This is a genomic window from Streptomyces sp. NPDC098781, from assembly GCF_044759995.1.
Classification (GTDB): Bacteria; Actinomycetota; Actinomycetes; order Streptomycetales; family Streptomycetaceae; genus Streptomyces.
Window position 1 is genome coordinate 279678 of sequence record NZ_JBIWAK010000010.1, and the last position, 23041, is coordinate 302718.

Genomic DNA, 23041 nt, shown 5'->3' on the forward strand with positions numbered 1-23041 from the left:
AGAGAACAGCCGGCGGACGGACGGCACACACATGCTGAACTCCTCGGGGGAGGTCGAGTACAGGTGATCCTCACGGTCACGCTCAACACCGCACTCGACATCACTTATCGCGTACGGTCCCTGCGGCCGCACGCCTCCCATCGCATCACCGAGGTGACCGAACGCCCCGGCGGCAAGGGCCTGAACGTGGCCCGGGTGCTGGCGCGCCTCGGCCACGAGGTGACGGTCACGGGCTTCGTCGGCGGTGCCACCGGCCGGGTGGTCCAGGAACAGCTCACCGGCACGCCCGGCGTGGTGGACGCGCTGGTCCCGGTGACGGGCCCGACCCGGCGCACGATCGCCGTGGTCGACGAACACACCGGCGACACGACCCAGCTCAACGAGCCCGGCCCGACGGTCACTTCGGCCGAGTGGTCCGCCTTCCAGGAGGCGTACGAGGACCTCCTCGCCGCCGCCTCCGCGGTGGCCCTGTGCGGCAGCCTGCCGCCGGGGGTGCCGGTGGGGGCGTACGCCGGTCTGGTCCGGTCCGCGAGGGCCGCGGGCGTCCCCGTCCTGCTGGACACCAGCGGCGAGGCACTGCGCCGGGGCGTCGCCGCCCGCCCGGACGTCATCAAGCCCAACGCCGACGAACTGGCCGAACTGACCGGCTCCCACGAGCCGTCGCGTGCCACCCAGGACGCCCGAAGGCGAGGCGCCCGCACGGTGGTGGCCTCCCTGGGCGAGGCCGGCCTGCTCGCGGTGACCCCAGAGGGCCGCTGGCGCGCGACTCCCCCGGCCCGCCTGCACGGCAACCCGACCGGCGCGGGCGACGCGGCGGTCGCGGGCCTGCTGTCGGGCCTGGTCGAAGAACTCCCCTGGCCGGACCGCCTGGCTCGCGCGGCGGCGCTCAGCGCGGCGAGCGTGGTGGCGCCGGTGGCGGGTGAGTTCGACCGCGGGGTGTACGAGGAGCTGCTGGGACGGGTGGCGGTGACCGGGGAGGCCACCGCCGCGTGATCAGGACGAGGACTTGACCCAGCCCTTGCGCAGCCACATCTGGTCGACGAGGGCGTCACACTGATTGCCCTGCTCACAGGACATCTTGATGGTGTTCGTGCCCTTGTTGAGCTGGATCCAGTTGTACGTCTTCGTCCAGCCCTTCTCGTAGTCGCCCTCGGGGCCGTGCGCGTAGTTCTTCAGATTGACCGGCGCGGTGGACGGGGTGCCGTTCACCGTGAGGGTGGCGTTGCCGTCCTTGCCGGGAACGCTGTAGCCGAGGAACACGGAGTACTTACCGCTCTTCGGGATGCCGTTCACCGTCCAGGTGAGCGACGAGCCGACGGCGTTGAAGCCGGTGACGTAGACGCCGCCGTCCGCCTGGGCGCCCTTGATGTCGGACGCGGTGGTGGCGCCGCCGGCGAGGGCGAGCGCCTTGGCGTCGATCGTCGGCAGGTCGTCCTCGGCCGCCTGGCTGTTGCTGTTCGACGGGCTCGGCGCGGTGCTCTCCTGCGACTGCGTCGGGGTGCTCTGCGCCTCGTCGTCCTTCTTGTCCTCGTCGCCGCTGCCGCCGAGCATCGCCACGCCGATGCCGATGACGACCGCCGCGACCACGGCGATGGCGCCGATCAGGAGGCCCTTGGTGTTGGGCCCGCGGCCGCGGCCCGAACCGGACCCGGTGCCGCCGCTGTAGGACGTCTGGGTCGTGGTCGCACCGCCGGGCAGCGTCTCCGGGGCCGCGTAGTGCGCGTTCGGCTGGCCGTACGTGCCCTGCTGCTGAGGTGGCGCCTGGCCGTAGGCGGCCGTGGGCGCCGGCTGGCCGTACTGGCGCTGCCCGACGGCACGCACGCGGTTGACCGAGTTCGGGTACCCGTAGCCACCGGAGGGCGGCTGGGCGCCGTTGGCCTGCCCGTCGGCGTAGAGGTAGCCGAACGGGTCGTCGTCCTCGGGCGTGCTGGCGCCGTTGTTGCCGGACGTCATCCCTTGGTACTCCTCACCAGGTGCGGGCGTTGCGATAGGACGGTCAGAATGGCGAGCCTACCCGCTCCTGCTGGCCCAAACGGGTGACTCAGACCGCATCAGCTCGCTGACCTGGGATTCATCCCGCGCGTCTGTGTTGTTTGGGACGAGATCGTTTCTCTACGTACATCCGCTCGTCAGCGGACTTCAACACTTCGTCCGCGGTCATCCCGCAGTGCGCCCACCCGATGCCGAAGCTCGCGCCGACCCGTACGGCACGTCCCTCGGCCCGGATCGGCTGGATGATCTCGTTCCGCAGGCGTACGGCCAGGTCCTGGGCGTCGGCGCGGCCGAGCCCGTCGGCGAGGATCACGAACTCGTCGCCGCCGAGCCGGGCGACGGTGTCGCCGTCGCGGACCTGGCGGGACAGGCGCCTGGCGACCTCGATGAGAACCGCGTCACCCGCGTTGTGCCCGAACCGGTCGTTGATCGACTTGAAGCCGTCGAGGTCGCAGAAGAGCACCGCGAGCCCCTTGGTGCCGTCGTCGCGCTCGGCCTCGTCCGGCGAGACGGTGTGGACATGGTGGTCGTAGCCCTCCAGCACCGCCGCGCCCGGGAAGTCGAAGCCGTGGCCGTTGGCGTCGAAGACCGCCGGGTGGCCGTAGGCCGCGTCCATGGACTCCAGCGCCCCCGCGTGCGACGGGCGCCTGCACAGCCTCGCGGACAGACGCGAGCGCAGCTCGGCGGAGTTCGGCAGGCCGGTCAGCGAGTCGTGCGAGGCGCGGTGGGCGAGCTGGAGCTCGCGGCGCTTGCGCTCCTCGATGTCCTCGACGTGGGTGAGCAGGAAGCGGGGGCCGTCGGCGGCGTCGGCCACGACGGAGTTGCGCAGCGAGACCCAGACGTAGGTGCCGTCCCGGCGGCCCAGCCTGAGCTCCGCCCGTCCGCCCTCCGCCGAGGTCCGCAGCAGGGTGCCGATGTCCTCGGGGTGGACGAGGTCGGAGAAGGAGTAGCGGCGCATCGCGGAGGCGGGGCGGCCGAGGAGGCGGCAGAGCGCGTCGTTGGTCCTGAGGATCCGGCCGTGCTGGTCGCCGCCCATCTCGGCGATGGCCATGCCGGACGGGGCGTACTCGAAGGCCTGCCTGAAGCTTTCCTCGCTGGCGCGCAGGGCCTGCTGGTCGCGCTCCAGCCTGACCAGTGCCCGCTGCATATTCGCGCGTAGACGTGCGTTGCTGATGGCGATCGCCGCCTGGAACGCGTACATCTGGAGCGCTTCGCGCCCCCACGCGCCCGGCAGCCGGCCGTTGCGCGGCCGGTCCACGGACAGGACGCCGATCAGCTCGCCGCACGCGCCGCCCTGCACGCCGGGCGTGTACATCGGCGCGAAGAGGCGGTCCGCGGGGTGCCACTCGTCCTCGAAGCGGGGCGCTGGGCCGTCGGTGTACCACTGCGGGACGTCGTCGTCGTCGAGGATCCAGCCCTCGGTGTGCGGTATGAACACCAGGTCGCCCCAGTGCTCGCCCATGTTCAGCCGGCGCTCCCACGACTCACGGGAGCCGACACGGCCGGTGATGAGGGCCTCGGCGGCGGGGTTCCCGGCGAAGGCGGCGACGACGAGATCACCGTCGGGGCGTACGAGGTTGACGCACGCGAGCTCGTAGCCCAGGCCGGTCACGACGCCGTCGGCGACGGTCTGCAACGTGTCCGCCAGGCTTCGGGCCGTGTTCATGTCAGCCATGACCTGGTGCAGTTGTCGCAGAGTCGCAAGACGGACGTACGGCTCCGACTCGGTCTCCATGCTCGCCCTCCCCCCGAGACCTCGCAGCGAATCAAGGGTTCTACTCCGGCGTAACTTCCCTTGCTAGTTCCCCGCCACTGAATCACAGCGCGCTGCCCACTCGGTACACAGGGTCAACAATTAATGGCTCTTGTGACTCAAGTCACAGGTAAACGTGAACAATTGAGCGGTGTTTCTGCGTTTTTCCTGTGTGTTTACTGAGCGCAAAGTTGGTGCGCTCGTGGAGATCGCGCGAAACGGCGTGAGCAGTTCCCTGCCGTGCCGGTTCCGCGTCGGTTCGTCGCCGGTCCGTCCGGAGTCCTAGGACCGTTCTCGGGCGGAGGCCCGATGTGGCGCGCGCGGAACCGACATTAGCGTTTCCGGCGTGCCGAACACTTCTCCCCCCGCGCAGCCCGTGACCGCCGTCCTCCCCGCCTCCTCCAGTCCCTTTGGGCATGCTGAGGGAGTGAGCAACGACGAGTTCCGTGCCGCGATGTCGCGGTTGGCCGCGGGTGTGGTCCTGGTGACCGCGCTGGAGCCACCGCTGGACCCGGACGATCCGCACGCGCCGGCCGGCGAGGACGTCGGCATGACGGCCACCGCGTTCATGTCGGTGTCCCTGGACCCGCCGTTGGTGCTGGTCAGCCTGCGTGAGGGGTCCCGCATGGACGACCTGCTCGACGAGCAGCCGCTGTGGGCGGTGTCGGTCCTCGCCGAGAGCCAGCGCCACATCGCCGGGCGCTTCGCCATGAAGGGCCGCGTCAGCGACCGCCTGCTCTTCGCCGACATCCCGTACGTCCGCGGCAAGGAGTCCGGCGCTCCGCTGGTGGGCGGCGCGCTGGCCACCCTGGAGTGCCGCACCGAGCAGCGGGTGACAGCCGGTGACCACACCCTGGTGATCGGCCGGGTCCTGTCGGCCTCGCTGCCGAGTGCGGACGGGGGGCCGCTGACGTATTTCCGGGGCCGTTACCGGCAGTTGGGGTGATTTCCGTGTCGGGGGAATCGCGGAGGCGGGGGGAATCGCCGGGCGCCGGGTCGGAGCGAATCGTCGGGTGCGGGGGCGAGCGAATCGCCGGGGGCTGGTCGGGGAATCGCGCGGGTCGGGTGAGGGGAAGAATTCCGTGGCCGCGAATGATCACTCCGCTTATCGTGCGCGGATGACGTCGATCACTTCTTCGGTACACCTTGAAAAGATCACACCTGCGAATTTCGAGGCCGCGGTCGGCATCCGGGTCCGCCCGGACCAGGACCACGCCGTGGCCTCCGTCACCAAGTCCCTCGCCGAGGCCTACGTCCACCCCGAGGGCGTCGCCTGGCCTCGGCTGATCGTCGACGGCGACCGGCCGGTCGGGTTCCTGATGGCCTTCCTCGACATCGACTGGCGCGGCGACGGCAGCCTGTTCCGCTCCGGGCTGTGGCGGCTGAACATCGCCGCGGAGGAGCAGGGGCGGGGGTACGGGCGGTTCGCGGTCGCGTCGGTGGCCGGGGAGATACGGCGGCGGGGCGGGCGGGAGATGTATGTGACCTGGCACCCCGGGCCCGACGGTCCCGAAGGCTTCTACCTGGGCCTGGGCTTTCGGGCGAACGGGGAGACCTCCGGAGGGCAGACGGTGGGGGTGCTGGACCTCGACGAGCTGACTCCGGGTGATGTCTAGCCCAGGCGGTCTCTAGACAGGGCGGATGTCGAGGCGGGCCAGTCGATCGGGGTCCGTCACGATGTCGATCACGGCGATGCGGTCCCGTACGAACGCAAACCTCAACGCCCGTTCCGCCCGCCCGTCGACCAGCACCACAAACCCCGTCGCTCCGTCGACGAGCGCGTGCCCGACGGCCAGGACGGGGCGGGCCGCGAGGGCGACGGACCCGAAGGTCGAGGCGCCCCGCGCCACGGCCGCCGCGCCGGTCGTCACGCCGGTCTCGGTACGGGCGATGACGTCCGGGTCGAGGACATCGAGCAGTCCCTCGAAGTCGCCGTCCCGCGCGGCGGCGAGGAAGGCGTCGACGACCTCCCACTGCCTGCGCTGCCGGACGCTGTCGTGGTCGGGCACGTCGGCGCCCTGCACCCGGCGCCGGGCGCGGCTGGCGAGTTGCCGGGCGGCGGCTGGCGTGCGGTCCACCACGGCCGCGATCTCGTCGTACGGCACGGCGAAGAGGTCGTGCAGCACGAAGGCCAGGCGTTCTGCGGGGGTCAGGGTGTCCAGTACGACGAGCAGGGCGACGCCGACCGAGTCGGCGAGGAGGGCGTCCTGCTCGGGGTCGGCGGGGGGTGCGGCCGCGGGCGGGGGTGCCGTGGTGTCCAGGGGTTCCTCCGCGCGGGACTTGCGGGAGCGGAGCATGTCCAGGCAGACGCGGCCCACGACGGTCGTCATCCAGCCGCCGAGGTTGTCTACGCGGCTGGTGTCGGACCGGCTGACCCGGAACCAGGCCTCCTGTACGGCGTCCTCCGCCTCGGCGGTCGAACCGAGCATGCGGTGCGCGACGGCGCGCAGGTGTCCGCGGTGTGCCTCGAAGCGCTGGGCGAGGAAGTCGGTGTCGTCGGCGTGCATCTGTCGCAGCCTCTCGTCGTCGTGATCCGTCGGTCGGTTGTTGGGGTGACGGATCTCGGGGCGGGGATGTGACAGGGAGTGGGGTGGGTGTGGGGTGGAGTGCGGGTGCGGATGCCTGCGGCGCATGTGCGGGTTCGGTGGGGGGGGCGTAGCGCCTGCCGTGTGGTGGTGGGTCGGGGCCGCGCCGGGGGGTGTCCGTCCTCGGTCGGGCGGTTGCCGTTGGGCAGGGAGGCCGGAGCCCTCCTGACGCCCGCCGCTGCGGGCGGACACCCCCCGGCACGTCCCCTTGCCGCCGTACGCGGGTGCGGGACGGTGGGGCCTACGCCCACCCAGGTGGGGCTACGTCCAGTCGCGGCCGGATCTGCCTCGCTTCGTGTCCGAGCGTTGCTTCTTTTCCCGCAGGCGGCGTTCGTTGATGCCTCGGGGGATGCGGGTCGGCTTGCGGGGCTTGGGGGGTGGCGCTGTGGCCTGGGCGAGGAGTGCCGCGAGGCGTACCGCCGCCGTCTCTCGGTTGCGCCACTGGGAGCGGTGTTCGGAGGCGCGGACGGTGAGGACACCGTCGACCAGTTTGTCGGCCAGGCGTTCCAGGGCGCGTTGCTTCCACACGTCGGGCAGCGCCTCGGTCTTCGCCAGGTCGAAGCTCAGTTCCACCCTTGAGTCACTGGTGTTGACGTGCTGGCCGCCCGGGCCGCTCGACCTGGAGAAACGCCACATGAGCTCGGCCTCGGGCAGGGAGACGGAGCCACGGATGACGTGCGGACCAGACATGCCGTCCATGGTCCCTCGTCTGTCCGGTCCACGTCACGCGAATATCGCCCTGGTAGTCCCCTACGGGTGCTCTTTGGCAAAGAAAGTAAAGACACCTGGAACTTGAGGTACCCCTCTCCGCGTTCTTAGGGGTAGCTGTAGCTTCTAGCCGTACCGCAACGAGGGAAGGGACTCCCAACAATGGCTGTAAGCCTGTCCAAGGGTGGCAACGTCTCGCTCACCAAGGAGGCTCCGGGCCTGACCGCCGTCACCGTGGGCCTCGGCTGGGACGTCCGCACCACCACCGGCACGGACTTCGACCTCGACGCCTCGGCGATCGCGGTCAACCCCACGGGCAAGGTCTACTCGGACGGACACTTCGTCTTCTTCAACAACAAGCAGACCCCGGACCAGACCATCGTCCACACCGGTGACAACCGCACCGGCGAGGGCGCGGGCGACGACGAGGCGATCAACGTCAACCTGGCCGGTCTCCCGGCCGACGTCGACAAGATCGTCTTCCCGGTCTCGATCTACGACGCGGAGAACCGCTCGCAGAACTTCGGCCAGGTCCGCAACGCCTACATCCGTATCGTCAACCAGGCCGGCGGCACCGAGATCGCCCGCTACGACCTGTCGGAGGACGCGGCCACCGAGACCGCCATGGTCTTCGGCGAGCTGTACCGCAACGGAGCCGAGTGGAAGTTCCGCGCGGTCGGCCAGGGCTACGCCTCGGGCCTGGTGGGCATCGCGCAGGACTTCGGCGTGAACGTCTGACGGACACCTCGCTGTGCCGGAACCCCTGGCCTCGGCCGGGGGTTCCGGTGTTCGGGCCCTTCGATAGGTTGCCCGGATGATCCTCGACCCCCTCCCTCTCACCCCCGACCACGACATCCCGGCCCCGGTCCTCACCGAACTCACCGCCCTGTACGCCTCCAACCGCGATTTCCACGCGCTCAGCGGCGAGTTCCCGGACCCGGACGACATCCGCCCCGAGCAGGTGGCCACCGTGCTGGCCGACGAACTGGCGGAACCCGGGGCGGAGGTCCTGCTCGCCCGCAGCGAGGGCCGGCTGGTGGGTATCGCGGTGACACTCGCCCGGCACCCGGACCCGGTCGACCCGGACCCCTGGATCGGTCTGCTGATGGTGGACGGGACGGACCATCGCCGGGGATACGGCAGGCAGCTCGCCACCCTCGTCGAGGACCGCTTCCGCGCGGCGGCCCACAGCGCGGTACGTCTGGCCGTCCTCGACAACAACCCCCAGGCGCTGGCCTTCTGGACCGCCCTCGGCTACGAGACCCTCGGCTACGGCAGGGACCGCCGGCTGGACCGTCCCTGCACCGTCCTGCGCAAGGAGCTGACCGGCCCCCCGCGCACCCCACGCCGGGCCGCCCGAATGGCCGTCGTCGATCCCCAGGGGGCGGTGTTCATGTTCCGCTACGACAACAGCGAGGTCGGCGTCCACTGGGCGCTCCCCGGCGGCGGTCTGGAGGCGGACGAGACACCCCGCGAGGGCGCCCTGCGCGAACTGCGCGAGGAGACCGGCTGGACGGACCTGGAACCGGGCCCGCTGCTGTGCACCTGGGAGCACGACTTCACCCACGCCGGGACACCGGTGCACCAGCACGAACACGTCTACGTCACCCAGGGCCCCCACCGCGAGCCCACCGGCGCCGACCTCCCCGCGGCCCACGCCGCCGACGGCATCCTCACCTGGCGCTGGTGGACCCGCGCGGAACTGTCCGCGTCCCCGGAGCCCCTGTGGCCGCCGGACCTGGCCCAGCTGCTGGACGAGTGGGACACGAAGCGGGACGTCTAGACCGACGTGGACTGGACGACACTCGCCGCCACCGCACTCGGCGCTCTCGTCGGTGTCGGCTCGACGCTGTTCGCGGATCGCGTGCGCTGGCGCCGTGACCTGGCCGACCGGACCCGGCAGGAGCGCAGGCAGATCTATGTGACCGTTCTGACGAAGTACCGGCTGGCCTACGAGGCCATGCACACGGCCGCCGTGACCGGTCGCGGCCAGGAGGAGGGCGTACGGGAGTCGGCCGTGCGGGAGGCGTTCCGGGCGTCGGGATGCGACGAGGCCCGGGAGAGTGCCCTGATCTGCGCCCCTCAGGAGCTGTCGGACGTACTCGAAGAGGTGTACGCGACCCTGCGGGACCTCCAGGACGTGTTCGCCGCCGGTGACCCGCCGCTCGGTTCACCGGAGTTGCAGCAGCGGCGGCTCAAGCATGCCGAGGCGGTCTGGGCCGCGCGGGCGGCGATGCGGCGGGATCTGGAGAGGGCCGGGTGAGAGGCCGGGGGAGGCGCGGGGCCGTCATGGCCGTTCGGGTTTGCCGTCGCCGTACAGCCAGTCCTCCCACAGCGCGGTGAAGTCCTTGTCCGGGGCCTTCTCCTCGACGTAGGCCGTGAAGTCCTCCGTGTTCGCGTTCCCGTGGCGGTGGTCCGCCGCCCAGCCCTGGACGATGTCGTAGAAGGTGTCGTCGCCGACCGTGCGGCGGATCTTGTGGAGGAGCATCGCGGCCCGCTCGTACACCGGCGAGTCGGAGATGTTCGCGGCGCTCGCGGGGTCGGCGGGCGGGAAGGACCACAGGTCCTCGTGCTCGTCCTCGCCGTGGTCGTACAGGGCGTCGAAGGTCTCCTGGGCGGTGTCGCCCCCGTTGTCCTCCTGCCACAGCCACTCCGCGTAGGTCGCGAAGCCCTCGTTCAGCCACATGTCCCGCCAGCTCTTCGGCGTCACGGAGTTGCCGAACCACTGGTGCGCCAGCTCGTGGACGAGGAGCTCGGTGCTGGGGGCGCCCGGGAAGACGGGCCGGTTCTGGGTCTCCAGGGCGTAGTCGGAGGCCTCCTCCGTGGCGACGACCGCTCCGGTGGAGGAGAACGGGTAGGGGCCGAAGTTGTACTCCGCCCACTCCATGATCTCGGGGATCCGGTCGAGCACCTTGCGGGCGGGGGCCGCCTGGGAGGGGGTGACCGCGGTGTAGACGGGCAGCCGTCCCCCCGCCGCGCCGGGGACCGTGGTGCGGCGGATGTCGTAGTCACCGATCGCGAGCATCGCGACGTACGTGGCCATGGGTTCCGCCGTGCGCCAGTGGAAGGTCGTACGGCGCCTGTCGCCGCTCGTGCTCCGGTCGGCCAACTCCCCGTTGGAGACGACCTGGAGCCCCTCCGGCACGGTGACCGAGATGTCGTACGACGCCTTGTCCGAGGGGTGGTGGTTGCCCGGGAACCACGCCATCGACCCCACCGGCTCCCCGAGGGCGAGCGCACCGTCGTCGGTGGCGAGCCAGCCCTCCTCGGAGCCGTCGGGGTCGGTGACGGTCTGCGGGCTTCCCGAGTAGCGGACGGTGACGGCGAAGGTCTCGCCCTCGTCGAGCTCGTCGTGCGGACGGACCACCAGCTCCTGGCCGTTACGGCTCCAGCGGGCGCGCTCCCCCTCCACCGAGACCCGCTCGACGTCCATCCCCTTCAGATCGAGGTCGAAGGCGGACAGGTCCTTGTCGGCGCGGGCGGTGATCTCCGCCGTGCCGGTGAGCCGGCGGTCGTCCGGGGCGTCCGGGTCGTAGGCGAGGTCCAGGGTGTAGTGGGTGACGTCGTAGCCGCCGTTGCCCGCCTTGGGGAAGTACGGGTCGCGCACCCCGGAACCGCCCGGCGTGCCATGGACTCCCCCGCCGCACGCGGTGAGGGCGAGGGCGAGCAGGGCGCAGCCGACGGCCGGCAGACAACGGACGGTCGGGACAACAGGCACGGAACGGGACACGCCAGTGATCCTATGAGCGACCGGCCGTGACACCATCACCTCCGTGCTCGACATCGGCTACGCCCTCTCCAACCGGTTCCCGGACCCCCCGCAGACGGACTACCGCCGCGCGGACGTCCGCGCCCTGCGTCACGACCTGTTCTGTGGGGACGTCTATCTCGCCGACACCAAGGCGGACCGGGAGTTGTCCACAGCCTGGGGATGGGTGCCGGTGCTCGACTTCGCGTGGGCCCTGTGCGACATCGCCGAACAGCTGGACCAGGACCCGGCCGGCTCCCGCGCCGCCCGCCCCCAGCGGGCCGAGCTGGACTTCACCGAGTCCACCGACCGCATGCTCTTCGAGCGCCGCTTCGGCTGGGTGGACATCGAGGCGGACTGGATGCCCGCGGAGGAGCCCCCGCTGTCCTTCGCCCACGCCGAACTGCGCCGAGAGGCCCGGGACTTCCTGCACGACCTCCTGGCCGACCTGATCGACCTGCACGACGACCTGGGCGAGAACCCGGCGATCTGGACCCTCCAGGCCCGCTATCCCCGGGTGGCCTGAACCCCGGGCCGGCCCCCACCAGACCCCGGCGAAAGCTCGCCCCGAGACCCCCTACCCCTCCACCCGAATCCCCCACTCCGCGGCCAACACCGGCGCCAGATCCACCAGTTGCCCCGCGCTGATCACCGCCCCCGCCAGCCGCCCCACCCCGCGAGCGATCTCCAGCTCCGCCGCCCCCCTCAGATCGACGTCAGTCAGTGTCGCCCCGGTGAGGTCCGCCCCCTTCAGCGCGCAGTCCGTGAACTCCACCCGCTCCAGCCGGGCGCCCCCGAAGTCCGGCTCGACCAGGACGCAGCCCTCGAAGACGACGTCTCTCAGTCCGGCCTTGCGCAGGTTCAGGTAGTCGATCTTGCCGCCCCTGATCACGACCCGCTCCAGCACCGCCCCGTGCAGCTGCACCCCGCCCAGCCGCGCGTCGGTCAGCTCCACATCCCGCAGCGTCGACTCCGCCAGGTCGGTGCCGACACCGCGGGGCGCGGTGAGGACGGAGTCGAGGATCCTGGCGTGCCGAAGCCCCGTCTCGTCCAGGACACAGCCCTTCAGCGCGCAGTCCATGAAACGGGCACCCCGGCCGTTCTGCCCGGTCAGGTCCTCTTCCCGGAACTCCAGGCTGTCGTAGTCCCCGTCCGGCTCCAACCGCCCGTCCCGGTACGGCTCCAGCGGCGGCAGCCGCAGCTCCGGGCGCCGCGCCCCCTTCACACCGCCCCTGCCTGGCCCACCGGCCCCGCCCATCGCTCTCCTCGCCATGTCCCCATGCTGCACCCCGCCACTGACAATCCCCGTGACCTGCACGAACACCATGCCGACAGCCGCGATGTCACATTCCGGGTGCCCAGGGCCGTCGTATGCACGGAAAGAGGGCAACGAAGGCGACCCGAGCCAGAGGGAGACCCCAGTCATGCATCGCATCACCGTCATCGGCGGCGGCTTCGCCGGACTCACCGCGGCCATCACCGCCGCCGAGGCGGGCGCCAAGGTGACCGTGTACGAAGCCCATCACACGCTCGGCGGACGCGCGCGGACCACCGCGGGGCCGTACCGGACCAACGAGGGACCGCACGCCCTGTACAACGGCGGCCCGCACTGGGCCTGGCTCAAGCAGCGCGACCTCATCGGGCCGCTCGCGCCGATCCCGCCCCTGGAGGCCGCCCGGCTCCGGCTGCGGCACCGCGGCGTCCTGCGCCGCACCCCGCCCTTCGGCATGCTCAAGCTGCTGCGGCCCGCCCTGCCACAGGCACCCGTCGACGTCGACTTCATGACCTGGGCCACCGGTGTCGCCGGCGAGGAGGGCGCCCGTGCCGCCGCGCACTACTGCGCCGTCGCCCTGTTCCACCACGACCCCGGCGCCCTGTCCGCCGCGTTCGTGCAGGAGCGGCTGCGCCGGGCCACCAAGCTGCCTCCCGAGGCGCACTACCCGGTGGGCGGCTGGGCGAGCGTCATCGACCGGATGGCGGCACGGGCGTGGAATCTCGGCGTGCGGATGGAGACCGTCTCGCGCGTCGACAGCCTCGACGACCTGCCGTCCGACGCGCCCCTCGTCGTCGCCACCTCCCTCGACGCCGCCCGGCGCCTGCTGAAGGACGACTCCCTGACCTGGACCGGCGGGCGTACGGCGCTCATCGATCTGGCGGTGCGCACCCGGCGCGGGGACGCCTTCGTCGTATCCGATCTCGACGAGACGGGGTGGCTGGAGCGGTTCACCGCGCAGGACCGGTCGCTGGCACCGGCGGGTGAACAGCTGATCCAGGGACAGATCCCGATCGCCCCGCACGAGTCCAAGGCCGACGGCATCGCCCGCGCCGAGCGGCTGCTCGACCTCGGCTTCCCCGGCTGGCGCGAGCGGGTCACCTGGCGCCGCGAGGCCATGTCGAACGGCCGTACCGGCGCCGTCGACCTGCCCGGCACCAGCTGGCGCGACCGCCCGGCCGTCGACCGCGGCGACGGGGTCTATCTGGCGGGCGATCAGGTCGCCGCCCCCGGCGTGCTGTCCGAGGTCTCCTTCAACAGCGCCCTCACGGCCGTGTCCCTGGCGCTCGGACAGCACGCCGCCGGAGCGCACCCCCTCGGAAAGCCCGGCCGGCCCACCCTTGACCTCAAGCAAGCTTGAGGTTGAAGAGTTGGCGGCCTGACAGACCCGCGTTCGAACCGATGGGGGACCCCATGCACGCCATCCGTCTGCACTCCTTCGGCCCGGCCGAGAATCTCGCCTACGAGGAACTCGACGACCCCGGACCAGGCCCCGGCCAGGTACGGATCGCCGTCGCGGCGGCCGGCGTCCACCTCCTCGACACCGTGCTGCGCGAGGGCGTCCAGGGCCCCGCGCCCGAGCTCCCGACGCTGCCCACGATCCCCGGCCGCGAGGTCGCCGGAGTCGTCGCGTCCCTCGGCGAGGGCGTCGCGCCGCTCTGGCTCGGCAAGCGCGTCGTGGCCCACCTCGGCTTCGCCCCGGGCGGCTACGCCGAACTGGCGGTCACGGACGTGGACCGCGTCCACGAGATCCCGGAGAACCTCGACTTCGCCGAGGCCGTCGCCATGATCGGTACGGGCCGTACGGCGATGGGGATCCTTCAGTTCGCCGACCTCGGCCCGGACGCGGTGGCCGTGATCCCGGCGGCGGCGGGCGGCATCGGCACCCTGCTCGTGCAGTACGCCGGGAACGCCGGCGCCGTCGTCGTCGGGCTGGCCGGCGGGCCGCGGAAGGCGGCCCGGGTGCGGGACAACGGTGCCGATCTCGCCGTGGACTACACGGACCCGGCCTGGCCCGACAAGGTCCGCGCCTTCCTCGGCGGACGCGGCGCCACCGTGGTCCTCGACGGCGTCGGCGGCGACGTGGCCCGCGCGTGCGTGGCCCTGCTCGCGCCGGGCGGCAGGCACCTCGTCTTCGGCTGGTCCGGCCAGGGTCCGCACGAAGGCGAGCCGTACCTCGTCGACGGCGTCTCCGAGAACGTCCTCGGCCCCGCGATGATGCGCAGGGCAGGCGGCCCCAACCCGGTACGGACCCTCGAACTGCGCGCCCTCGCCGAGGCCGCCGCGGGCCGTCTCACCCCGGCCGTGCGGCGCTTTCCGCTCGCCGAGGCGGCGGCCGCGCACCGCGCCCTGGAGACCCGCGCGACCACCGGAAAGGTGGTGCTGGAGCCGTGACCAGCCGTAAGCAGTCCCCAGATGCGTCCCTCCCCGAAGCATGGTCTTCTGGCCAGATGACCGTCACCCGAACGGGTGAACAAGCCCGGGAAGCCGACCCCCGCCGCTGGTGGGGGCTGGTGATCATCGCGCTCGCGCAGCTCATGGTGGTCCTCGACGCGACCATCGTGAACATCGCCCTCCCGTCCGCACAGGACGACCTCGGCATGACCGACGGCAACCGCCAGTGGGTCATCACCGCCTACACCCTGGCCTTCGGCGGGCTGCTGCTGCTCGGCGGCCGGATAGCCGACCTGGTGGGCCGCAAACGCACCTTCGTCGTCGGCCTCATCGGCTTCGCCGCCGCCTCCGCGCTCGGCGGCGCCGCCACCACGGCCGGCATGCTCTTCGGCGCCCGCGCCCTCCAGGGCGTGTTCGCCGCCGTACTGGCCCCGTCGGCCCTGTCGTTGCTCACCACGACCTTCACCGACCCCAAGGAGCGCGGCAAGGCCTTCGGCATCTACGGCGCGCTGGCCGGCAGCGGCAGCGCGATCGGGTTCATCGTCGGCGGGCTGCTCACCGAGTACCTGGACTGGCGCTGGTGCCTGTACGTCAACGTGCCGATCGCCGTGATCGCCGTCTTCGGCGCCCTGGCCCTGCTGCACGACAGCCCCACCCACCCGGGCGCCCGGCTCGACGTACCGGGCGTACTGCTGGGCTGCGGCGGCCTGGTCGCCATCGTCTACGGATTCGCCGAGGCGGAGCCGCGCGGCTGGACCGACCCGCTGGTCCTCGCGCTCTTCGCGGGCGGGGTCGCGCTCCTCGCCACCTTCGTCTGGTGGCAGACCCGGGCGCCGATGCCCCTGCTGCCGCTGCACATCATCAGGGAACGCAACCGCGCCGGCTGCTTCCTCACCATGGCGCTGGCCGTGATCGGCATGTTCGGGCTGTTCCTGTTCATGACCTACTACCTCCAGGTCATCCTCGACTACTCGCCGGTGATGACCGGCCTCGCCTTCCTCCCACTCACCGCCGCGATCATCATCGGCTCCACCCAGATCGCCGCCCGCCTCCTGGACCATGTGGCACCCCGCGTCCTCATGGGCCCGGGCGCCCTGCTGGCGGCGGTCGGCATGGTGCTGCTGACCCGGCTGACGGTGCACTCGTCGTACGCGTCCGACATCCTGCCCGCCCTGATCCTGCTGGGCCTGGGCATGGGCCTGATCTTCATGCCGGTGTTCGCGACGGCGACGGCGGGCGTGGCCCCGCAGGACTCCGGTGTCACCTCGGCGACCGTCAACACCTCGCAGCAGGTGGGCGGCTCCATAGGCACGGCCCTGCTGAACACCATCGCCACCACCAGCAGTACCGCCTACATCACGGCCCATCTCACCGACCCGGCCCAGCGGGCCCTGGTCACCAAGGAGGGCGTCGTGCACGGCTACACCGTCGCCATCTGGTGGGCCGCCGCCATCATGCTCATGGCCGGCGTGGTCGCGACCCTGATGGTCACGGCGAAGGCCCCGAAACACGGCTCCCCGCGGCGGACGCCGACACCGGAGCCGGTGGCCTGACCCCACGAACCGGGGAGGGGCCCCCTCGGACCGCGGAGCCCCTCCCCCTCACCGTGTCGCGTCAGTGCCGCCCGGCGATCCGGTCCGCCACCCGCGCCGCCCGCGAGGACTCGGCGCGCGGCGTGCCGAACTCCCGGCGGTCCGCCGCCCGGTACGCGGCGTACAGTCCGTGCACCCCCAGCCAGCGCAGCGGCTCCGGCTCCCACTTGCGCACCCGGTGCCCGACCCACGGCAGCTCGGTGAGCTCGGTCTTCACTCCCTGGCCCGAGTCCAGCTGCACCAGGTCCCGCAGGGTCCGTGCCGCGAGGTTGGCGGCGGCGACGCCCGAGCCGACGTAGCCGCCCGCCCAGCCGAGCCCGGACGACCGGTCCAGCGTGACGGTCGCGCACCAGTCACGCGGCACCCCGAGCACCCCGGACCAGGCGTGCTCGATCCCCACCCCCGCCAGCGACGGAAAGAACCCGACGAGGATCTCGCGCAGGGCCTCGATGGTCTCCGGCTGGGTCCGGCCGTCGTTGTCCGTGCGCGACCCGAAGCGGTACGGCACCCCGCGCCCGCCCAGCGCGATCCGCCCGTCGGCCGTGCGCTGCGCGTACATGTAGGCGTGAGCCATGTCGCCCAGCGTCTCGCGCCCGTCCCAGCCCACCGACTCCCACTGCTCGTCGGTCAGCGGCTCGGTGGCGATCATCGAGGAGTTCATCGGCAGCCAGGTCCGGTGCTGGCCCTTGAGGTTCGCCGTGAAGCCCTCGGTGCAGCGCAGGACGTAGGGCGCGCGGACGGTGCCGTACGGGGTGACCGCGTGCTTCGGCCGGATCTCGGTGACCGGCGTCAGCTCGTGGATCGTCACGCCGAGCGCCTCGACGGCCGCCGCGAGCCCCTTGACCAGCTTGACGGGGTGCACGCGCGCGCCGTGCGGCGTCCAGGTCGAGCCGACCGCGTCGGCGACCCGGATCCGCTCGGCGGTCCGGCGGGCGTCGTACAGCTCGCGGTCCTTCTCGCCGTACGCCAGCTCGTGCGCGTGGAACTCCTTCAGCCGCGCCAACTGGGCGGGCGTACGCGCCACTTCGAGCACCCCGCCCTTGTGGACGTCGGCGTCGATGCCCTCGTCCCGCGCGACCGCGATGACCTCGTCGACGGTGTCGTTCATGGCCCGCTGGAGCCGTACGGCGGCGTCGTGGCCGTGCAGCTTGGCGTACCGGTCGCGCCCCGCGATCCCGTTGTACAGCCAGCCGCCGTTGCGCCCCGAGGCGCCGTAGCCGCAGAACTTCTGTTCAAGAAGGGTGATGCGAAGGAAGGGGACCGCCTTCTTCAAGTAGTACGCGGTCCACAGACCCGTGTACCCGCCACCCACGATCACGACGTCCGCGGCGGCGTCCCCGCCCAGCGGCTCCCGCGCCGCAGGGATGCCGTCGTCCGCGTACCAGTAGGAGATGCCGCCGTTCACGGCACCGCTGCCCGAGCTGCTCATGGCGAGGACGTTAATTCGCATGAGCCGATTCCGGCACCCCAGTAGGGTCCGCAAAGTGATCGACATCCCGGACGAGCTCATCGCCCAGCATGTGCGGTACGACGGCGAGGCGGGCCGCGCCCACGTCTTCGCGCTCGCGGAACGGGCCGGCCGCTTCCTGGATCACTGGCGGCTCCGGGTGGACGGCCCGACGATGTACGGCCGCTGCGCGCTGGTCCTGCCCGTGCTGCGGGCCGACGGGACACGGGCCGTGCTCAAGCTCCAGGACGTCGACGAGGAGACCGTGGGCGAGCCGGCCGCGCTGCGGGCGTGGCACGGCGACGGCGCGGTCCGGCTGCTGGAGGCCGACGACGAGAGCGGCACCCTGCTGCTGGAACGGCTCGACCCGGACCGGATGCTGGACGCCCACCCGGACGCCCGCGAGGCCACACTGATCGTCGCCCGCCTCCTGGCCCGGCTCACCTCCACCCAGGCCCCACCCGACATGCGCCGCCTCGGCGACATCGCCACGGCCATGCTGGAGCGGACCCCCGCCGTTCTGGAGACGATCCCCGACCCCGCCACCCGCCGCCTGATCGCCGACTGCGCGGCGGCCGTGCGCGAGGTCGCCGCCGACCCGGGCGACCGGCTGCTGCACTGGGACCTGCACTTCGAGAACGTCCTCGCCTGCGACCGGGCACCCTGGCTCGCCATCGACCCCAAGCCGCTCGCGGGCGACCCCGGCTTCGACCTGTTCCCGGCGCTGTGGAACCGCTTCGACGCGGACGAGGTGGAGTGGCGCTTCGACGCCATGACCGGGGTGCTCGGCCTGGACCGGGGCCGGGCCCGCGCCTGGACGCTGGGCCGGGTGCTACAGAACTCGCTGTGGCGGCTGGAGGAAGGCGACACCCCGCTCGCCGCCCACCTGGAAATCGCGCGGCGCCTGCGGCACCACCCCGGTTAGCCTCATCCCATGATCCGACCCGCCACTCCCGCCGACGTCCCCGCCCTGCACGCCCTGATCCGCGAACTCGCCGAGTACGAGAAGGCACTGGAGGAGGCGAGGGCCACCCCGGAGCAACTCCACGAGGCCCTCTTCGGCGACCGGCCCGCCGCCTACGCCCACATCGCGGCCGACGACACCACCGGCGAGACCGTCGGCTGTGCGCTCTGGTTCCTGAACTTCTCCACCTGGCGCGGCGTCCACGGCATCTACCTGGAGGACCTCTACGTCCGCCCCACCGCCCGCGGCGCCGGCCACGGCAAGGCCCTGCTCGCCGAACTGGCCCGACTCTGCGTGGAGCGCGGCTACCAGCGCCTGGAGTGGTCCGTACTGAACTGGAACACCCCGTCCATCGCCTTCTACGAGTCCCTCGGCGCCCGCCCCCAGGACGAGTGGACGGTGTACCGCCTCACGGACGAGGCGCTCGCCGACCTCGGCTCGTCGCCGACGAGGACGCCCTGACCCGCGCCCCGGTCCGCGGCACCCCCTGGACCACCTGGGCGGCGGGCACCTCCGCCGCCGCGACCGCCTCCAGCTCCCGCACCACGGCCGCGCCGATCAGCCCGGCGTCCCCGGCGCGCAGATGGCTGACGACGGTGAGCGTGTAGGCGTCGGCGGTGTGCACGAGGCAGAGGTTGGCCGTGCCCGGCGGGGAGAGCTGCGGCAGCGGGACGACCCGCGTCAGGGGGCGGCCGTACAAGTGGCTCGGGTTGTCCCGCCACTTGAAGGCGGTGCACAGGCTCGTGGTCAGCTCCGGGCGGGCCAGCCGCCTGGCCATGACCCCGGCCAGCCACGGGACGGTGCGCGCGGCGGCCTGGAGCGTGGGAAGGATCGCGCGGTGGGCGTCGCAGCGCAGCTCGAACGCCGCGACCTGCTCCTGGCACGCCCGCAGCCGGGCCACCGGGGAGTCGAGGTCCAGGGGCAGTTCGACGCGCAGCGCGGTGACGCCGTTGCCGAGCCGCTGTGCGTCGTACCGGGTCCGCAGGTCCACCGGCACGGTGGCGTACAGCGGGGACGGCACATCCTTCGACCAGGCGCGCAGGGCACCGGCGTACGTGCTCAGGAGCAGTTCGTTGAGCGTCGCCCCGCGCCCGCCGGCCGGCTGACGGCGGGCCGCGCGCATCACTCGCGGGTCGATCCCGACCACCGCCACCGAAGGACGGGCCTCGCCATCGGACGACGGGGGGACGGGCCGGCCGACGGCTCCGATGCGACGCAACTCCCGTCCGACGGTGGCCGCACGGACGCCCCGACGCCCTCGCGTCGGCACGGCCGGCGCGGACGGCTGCGGCGGCGCGGCGTCGTCCATCAGCAGCCGGAAGAGGGTCTCCAGGGACCGTCCGTCCAGCAGCGCGTGATGGGCGAGCAGCACCACGGCGTGTTCACCCGCCGGTGTGGTGGGCCCCGTGACCAGCAGCTTCCACGGCGGCCGGTCCGGCGGCAGGGGCCGCGAGACCCCCTCGGACAGCAGCGACTCCACGTCCAGGTCGGTGCCGGCGATGTGCGCGGCGGGATCGAACGGCCGGTCGGCCGACCACCGATGGCCCGACAGCGCGGAGGGCCCGGCGGGAGGCACCGGCACCAGGCTCATCCGGTCCAGCGCACCCCACCGTTCGAGCACCCGCGACCGCATCCGCGCCAGGTCGAGCGGCCCCGCGTCGCCGGGGAACATCGCGGCGATGCCGATCGTCCCCGGCAGCCCGTTGCGCAGATGCCCTTCCTCGATGGCCGTCAGCCTCATCTTCCCCAGCCTTCCGTTCCCAAGGCCCCCGAAAGCCCCCGGCTCCGCGGCTCAGCCGTGGGGCGAGTCGAAGACGACACAGGCGTTGTGGCCGCCGAAGGCGAAGCTGTTGCTGATCACCGGTCCGTCCGGGATCTTGCGGGCCTCGCCGGTGACCACGTCCAGTTCGCAGCGGGGATCCAGCCGTGTGAGATGGGCGGTCGGCGGCGCGAGCCCTTCCCGCACCGACAGGACCGTGATCACCGCCTCCAGCGCTCCCGCGAGCCCCAGACCGTGCCCGGTCACCGCCTTGGGCGCGGTCACGGGCACCGCGCGCGGCCCGAACAGGGCACTGATGGCCCGCGCCTCGGCGAGGTCGTTCAGCTCGGTGCCGGTGCCGTGCGCGTTGACATGGGTGACGGCTTCGGCCGACGTACCGGCGTCGGCGAGCGCCTGCTCCATGCACGCCCGCGCGCCCGCCCCGTCGGGATGCGGTGCCGTGAGGTGGTGGGCGTCGGAGGTGCGCCCGTACCCGGTGAGCGTGGCGTGGACACGGGCGCCCCGCGCGCGGGCCAGGTCCAGGCGCTCCAGCACCAGGAAGGCGGCCCCCTCGGCGAGCACGAAGCCGCGCCGGGCGACATCGAACGGCCGTGACGCGGACGCCGGATCCTCGCACTCGGTGACCATCGCCCCGGCCCGCCCGAAGGCCGACGCCGTCGTGGGGGTCAGGGGGCTGTCGTGCCCGCCCGCCACCACCACGTCCGCGTACCCGGCCCGGATCATCTGCATCGCCTCGCCCACCGCGTGCGTCCCGGAGGCGCAGGCCGTGGAGACGGTCAGACTCGGCCCGGTGACATCGAACCTGGCGCTGATCCAGTACGCCCCCGCGTTGTGCATCAGCCGGGGCGCGTAGAGCACATCGGGATGTCCGATCCCGCCCTCCTGGCTGATCACCCCGCCGTACCCGGTCCCGGTGACCACCGCCCGCCGCGCCGGATCGACGTGCAGCCCGCCGGCGTCCGCCACGGCGTCCGCGGCCGCGCACACCGCCAGCTGCACCGAACGGTCCGCCCGCCGCACCTCCTTGGGCGTCAGATGTCCGGCGGGGTCGAAGTCGGTCATCGGACACGCGGGGTGCACGACGGTTCCCTCGTCGTCGAAGACGTGCAGCGAGGCCGCCGAACGGCAGTCCAGCAGGCTCTCCCACAGCGCCTGCGGCGTCGCCCCGGCCGCACAGCGGACGCCCAGCCCCGTGACGGCGACGGTGACGGCGTGCCGGGCGGTCATCGGGCGACGGTGCTGTGGACGTCAGGGGCGCCGGCGCGCAGCCGCACGATGAGCTCGGCGACATCGCCCACGGTGGACACCAGGCTCTTGTCCGTCCCCCGCAGCGACACCCCGAACAACTCCTCGGACGCCGCCTCCAGTTCGGTGACGTCCAGACTGTCGGCTCCCAGGTCGGCGACCAGCCGGGCCTCGGGCACGACCGCTTCCTGCGGCACCGACATCACTCGCGCGCACAGCGGGCGCAGCGCTTCCCAGACGTCCCCGGTGTCCCGGCGCTCGGCTTCCATGCAACTGCCTCCATCTCCTGGTGCCGTCAGAGCACTGACGGCGTAGCCGTCCGAGCCCATGTCTCGAACTCCGTGACGACCGCGTCGGCGAGCCGACCCGCGTCGTCCGGGTCCGCGTTGCCCACCGCGGTGAGCGTGAACGTGTCCCCTGCCTGTGCCAGGGCGAAGCTGACGGTGCCCGGGTGCTGCAAGGGCGGCAGCCCGACCGTGCGCACGAGTCGGCAGCCCTGGAAGGTGCTCACCGATCCGGGCCACTTCATGGCCGTGGTCGCGGTCGCCGCGAAACAGGAGTGCCGGCCGCGGCTGGTCAGCAGCCGGGTCACCCACGGGCCCGTACGCCGGGCCGCTTCCGCCGCCGGGAACAGCACGGTGGCGTGTACGGCGGCCCGCTCGGGCACCCCGGCCAGCGCGTCCTGGCAGGCCCGCAGCCGCGCCACCGGACCGTCCACGTCCACGGGCAACGGGACCCGGACGACCGTGAGGGTGTTGCCGAGTTCCGCCGGATTGCGCCGGGTGCGCAGATCGCAGGGTACGGCCGTGTACGCCGGCACCTCCCGCCCCCGCCACCGCCGCACCGGGCCGTACCGGTCCCGCAGCGCCCCGGCCACCGCGCCCACCAGCAGCTCGTTCAGCGTCGCGCCGCGCCCTTCGGCGGGCTGCCGGCGCGCGGATCGCACGGTGTGCGCGCCCAGTTCACGGACCGCGACCGAGGCGTACGTCCGACCCGGCTCCCTCGTCGGAAGGGCCTGCCCCGGCGCCGACATCACCCTGAGCTCCCGGCCGGCCGCCCGCACCCCGCTGCGCGGCAACGGCACCGGCGGGCGTGACTCCCGCGCCGACGCGGGTTCGTCCATCAGCGAGCGCATCAACGTCGCCAGCGACCGCCCGTCCAGCAGCGCGTGCTGCGCCACCAGCGCCAGGGCGAAGTCACCGCCGTACGCCGCGTCCGGGACCAGGAACAGCCGCCAGGGCGGCACCCCGTCGCCCAGCGGCCGGTCCACGCTCCGCGCCCACAGCTCGTCCAACCCGCCGCGCGCCACGGCCACCTGCGCCAGAGGATCGAACGGCGCCGGTACGGCCCACCGCGCCCGTCCGCGCCGCCCGGCGACGACCCGGCTCATCCGCTCCAGGCCGGCCCAGCGCTCGACGACCCGCGCCCGCACCCGGTCCACGTCGGGCCGCTCACCGGAGAGGACCACCGCCAGGCCGATGACTCCCGGGCAGCCGTTCAGCAGCAGCATTTCGTCGGCGCAGGACAGTCGCACCGGTCCCTCCGGATCTCCAGGGCCAG

At 72.4% G+C, this 23041-nt stretch carries 23 protein-coding genes; 12 read left to right on the top strand and 11 right to left on the bottom strand.

Annotated features, from left to right (window positions below):
• The first annotated feature begins 63 nt into the window (after positions 1 to 63).
• Positions 64 to 993: a 1-phosphofructokinase family hexose kinase gene (locus tag ACIQWG_RS34815; RefSeq protein WP_404103082.1), complete on the top strand. Its 930-nt coding sequence runs from the start codon at positions 64 to 66 to the stop codon at positions 991 to 993.
• Here ACIQWG_RS34815 and ACIQWG_RS34820 read toward each other — a convergent pair whose 3' ends face one another.
• Together ACIQWG_RS34820 and cdgB are read right to left on the bottom strand one after the other, a co-directional pair.
• On the bottom strand, positions 994 to 1953 hold the full coding sequence (locus ACIQWG_RS34820) for a CBM35 domain-containing protein (RefSeq protein WP_404103085.1): 960 nt from the start codon (positions 1951 to 1953) through the stop codon (positions 994 to 996).
• A gap of 118 nt (positions 1954 to 2071) precedes the next feature.
• Positions 2072 to 3727, bottom strand: coding sequence for a diguanylate cyclase CdgB (gene cdgB, locus ACIQWG_RS34825; RefSeq protein WP_404103087.1), 1656 nt, complete (start codon positions 3725 to 3727; stop codon positions 2072 to 2074).
• 364 nt (positions 3728 to 4091) lie between these two features.
• On the opposite strand from cdgB, the gene ACIQWG_RS34830 reads away from it, so the two are divergent.
• Positions 4092 to 4691 carry a flavin reductase family protein gene (locus ACIQWG_RS34830; protein WP_404103090.1) on the top strand — a complete coding sequence of 200 codons (600 nt, stop codon included), beginning with the start codon at positions 4092 to 4094 and terminating at the stop codon, positions 4689 to 4691.
• 172 nt (positions 4692 to 4863) lie between these two features.
• Positions 4864 to 5361 carry a GNAT family N-acetyltransferase gene (locus ACIQWG_RS34835; RefSeq protein ID WP_404103093.1) on the top strand — a complete coding sequence of 166 codons (498 nt, stop codon included), beginning with the start codon at positions 4864 to 4866 and terminating at the stop codon, positions 5359 to 5361.
• Between the two features lie 12 nt (positions 5362 to 5373).
• Here the strand turns inward: ACIQWG_RS34835 and ACIQWG_RS34840 are convergent, their stop codons facing one another.
• Positions 5374 to 6252: a sigma-70 family RNA polymerase sigma factor gene (locus ACIQWG_RS34840; RefSeq protein ID WP_404103096.1), complete on the bottom strand. Its 879-nt coding sequence runs from the start codon at positions 6250 to 6252 to the stop codon at positions 5374 to 5376.
• A gap of 339 nt (positions 6253 to 6591) precedes the next feature.
• Positions 6592 to 7029, bottom strand: a complete 438-nt coding sequence (arfB, locus tag ACIQWG_RS34845) for an alternative ribosome rescue aminoacyl-tRNA hydrolase ArfB (protein ID WP_404103098.1) — start codon at positions 7027 to 7029, stop codon at positions 6592 to 6594.
• Between the two features lie 171 nt (positions 7030 to 7200).
• On the opposite strand from arfB, the gene ACIQWG_RS34850 reads away from it, so the two are divergent.
• The 3 genes from ACIQWG_RS34850 to ACIQWG_RS34860 all read left to right on the top strand — a co-directional run bounded on the left by ACIQWG_RS34850 (position 7201) and on the right by ACIQWG_RS34860 (position 9301).
• Positions 7201 to 7776, top strand: coding sequence for a TerD family protein (locus ACIQWG_RS34850; RefSeq protein ID WP_404103101.1), 576 nt, complete (start codon positions 7201 to 7203; stop codon positions 7774 to 7776).
• A 76-nt stretch (positions 7777 to 7852) separates the two neighbouring features.
• Positions 7853 to 8821, top strand: a complete 969-nt coding sequence (locus ACIQWG_RS34855; RefSeq protein ID WP_404103104.1) for a GNAT family N-acetyltransferase — start codon at positions 7853 to 7855, stop codon at positions 8819 to 8821.
• Positions 8822 to 8827: 6 nt separating this feature from the next.
• Positions 8828 to 9301: a hypothetical protein gene (locus ACIQWG_RS34860; RefSeq protein ID WP_404103107.1), complete on the top strand. Its 474-nt coding sequence runs from the start codon at positions 8828 to 8830 to the stop codon at positions 9299 to 9301.
• A gap of 24 nt (positions 9302 to 9325) precedes the next feature.
• Here the strand turns inward: ACIQWG_RS34860 and ACIQWG_RS34865 are convergent, their stop codons facing one another.
• Entirely contained in the window at positions 9326 to 10768 is a 1443-nt protein-coding gene (locus ACIQWG_RS34865; protein ID WP_404103109.1) for a M1 family metallopeptidase, read from the bottom strand.
• A gap of 43 nt (positions 10769 to 10811) precedes the next feature.
• Here ACIQWG_RS34865 and ACIQWG_RS34870 point away from each other — a divergent pair, with 43 nt between their 5' ends.
• Entirely contained in the window at positions 10812 to 11312 is a 501-nt protein-coding gene (locus ACIQWG_RS34870) for a hypothetical protein (protein WP_404103112.1), read from the top strand.
• A 51-nt stretch (positions 11313 to 11363) separates the two neighbouring features.
• Here the strand turns inward: ACIQWG_RS34870 and ACIQWG_RS34875 are convergent, their stop codons facing one another.
• A complete protein-coding gene (locus ACIQWG_RS34875) occupies positions 11364 to 12059 on the bottom strand; it encodes a pentapeptide repeat-containing protein (RefSeq protein ID WP_404103115.1) in 696 nt (231 codons plus the stop codon).
• 151 nt (positions 12060 to 12210) lie between these two features.
• On the opposite strand from ACIQWG_RS34875, the gene ACIQWG_RS34880 reads away from it, so the two are divergent.
• Genes ACIQWG_RS34880 through ACIQWG_RS34890 form a run of 3 tightly spaced genes read left to right on the top strand, consistent with a single transcriptional unit; the run spans position 12211 to position 16006 of the window.
• On the top strand, positions 12211 to 13419 hold the full coding sequence (locus ACIQWG_RS34880) for an FAD-dependent oxidoreductase (RefSeq protein ID WP_404103118.1): 1209 nt from the start codon (positions 12211 to 12213) through the stop codon (positions 13417 to 13419).
• Positions 13420 to 13472: 53 nt separating this feature from the next.
• Entirely contained in the window at positions 13473 to 14453 is a 981-nt protein-coding gene (locus ACIQWG_RS34885; RefSeq protein ID WP_404103121.1) for a zinc-binding dehydrogenase, read from the top strand.
• A gap of 56 nt (positions 14454 to 14509) precedes the next feature.
• Positions 14510 to 16006, top strand: coding sequence for an MFS transporter (locus ACIQWG_RS34890; RefSeq protein WP_404103124.1), 1497 nt, complete (start codon positions 14510 to 14512; stop codon positions 16004 to 16006).
• A 61-nt stretch (positions 16007 to 16067) separates the two neighbouring features.
• Here ACIQWG_RS34890 and ACIQWG_RS34895 read toward each other — a convergent pair whose 3' ends face one another.
• The gene (locus ACIQWG_RS34895; protein WP_404103126.1) at positions 16068 to 17474 is read right to left on the bottom strand and encodes an NAD(P)/FAD-dependent oxidoreductase; all 1407 of its coding nucleotides are present in this window, start codon (positions 17472 to 17474) and stop codon (positions 16068 to 16070) included.
• A gap of 19 nt (positions 17475 to 17493) precedes the next feature.
• Here ACIQWG_RS34895 and ACIQWG_RS34900 point away from each other — a divergent pair, with 19 nt between their 5' ends.
• The gene (locus ACIQWG_RS34900) at positions 17494 to 18417 is read left to right on the top strand and encodes an aminoglycoside phosphotransferase family protein (protein WP_404103129.1); all 924 of its coding nucleotides are present in this window, start codon (positions 17494 to 17496) and stop codon (positions 18415 to 18417) included.
• A gap of 9 nt (positions 18418 to 18426) precedes the next feature.
• A complete protein-coding gene (locus tag ACIQWG_RS34905) occupies positions 18427 to 18918 on the top strand; it encodes a GNAT family N-acetyltransferase (RefSeq protein WP_404103132.1) in 492 nt (163 codons plus the stop codon).
• Here ACIQWG_RS34905 and ACIQWG_RS34910 read toward each other — a convergent pair.
• The 4 genes from ACIQWG_RS34910 to ACIQWG_RS34925 are packed head-to-tail and all read right to left on the bottom strand — an operon-like array spanning position 18866 to position 23015.
• Positions 18866 to 20197, bottom strand: a complete 1332-nt coding sequence (locus ACIQWG_RS34910; protein ID WP_404103136.1) for a wax ester/triacylglycerol synthase domain-containing protein — start codon at positions 20195 to 20197, stop codon at positions 18866 to 18868. The two genes, ACIQWG_RS34905 and ACIQWG_RS34910, sit on opposite strands and share 53 nt — an antisense overlap.
• A gap of 51 nt (positions 20198 to 20248) precedes the next feature.
• The gene (locus ACIQWG_RS34915; RefSeq protein WP_404103140.1) at positions 20249 to 21463 is read right to left on the bottom strand and encodes a beta-ketoacyl-[acyl-carrier-protein] synthase family protein; all 1215 of its coding nucleotides are present in this window, start codon (positions 21461 to 21463) and stop codon (positions 20249 to 20251) included.
• Positions 21460 to 21750, bottom strand: coding sequence for a phosphopantetheine-binding protein (locus ACIQWG_RS34920; RefSeq protein WP_404103143.1), 291 nt, complete (start codon positions 21748 to 21750; stop codon positions 21460 to 21462). The genes ACIQWG_RS34915 and ACIQWG_RS34920 overlap by 4 nt, the downstream gene beginning before the upstream one ends.
• Positions 21751 to 21776: 26 nt before the next feature.
• Complete coding sequence (locus ACIQWG_RS34925; protein WP_404103145.1) at positions 21777 to 23015, bottom strand: wax ester/triacylglycerol synthase domain-containing protein; 1239 nt, start codon at positions 23013 to 23015, stop codon at positions 21777 to 21779.
• Positions 23016 to 23041 lie beyond the last annotated feature (26 nt).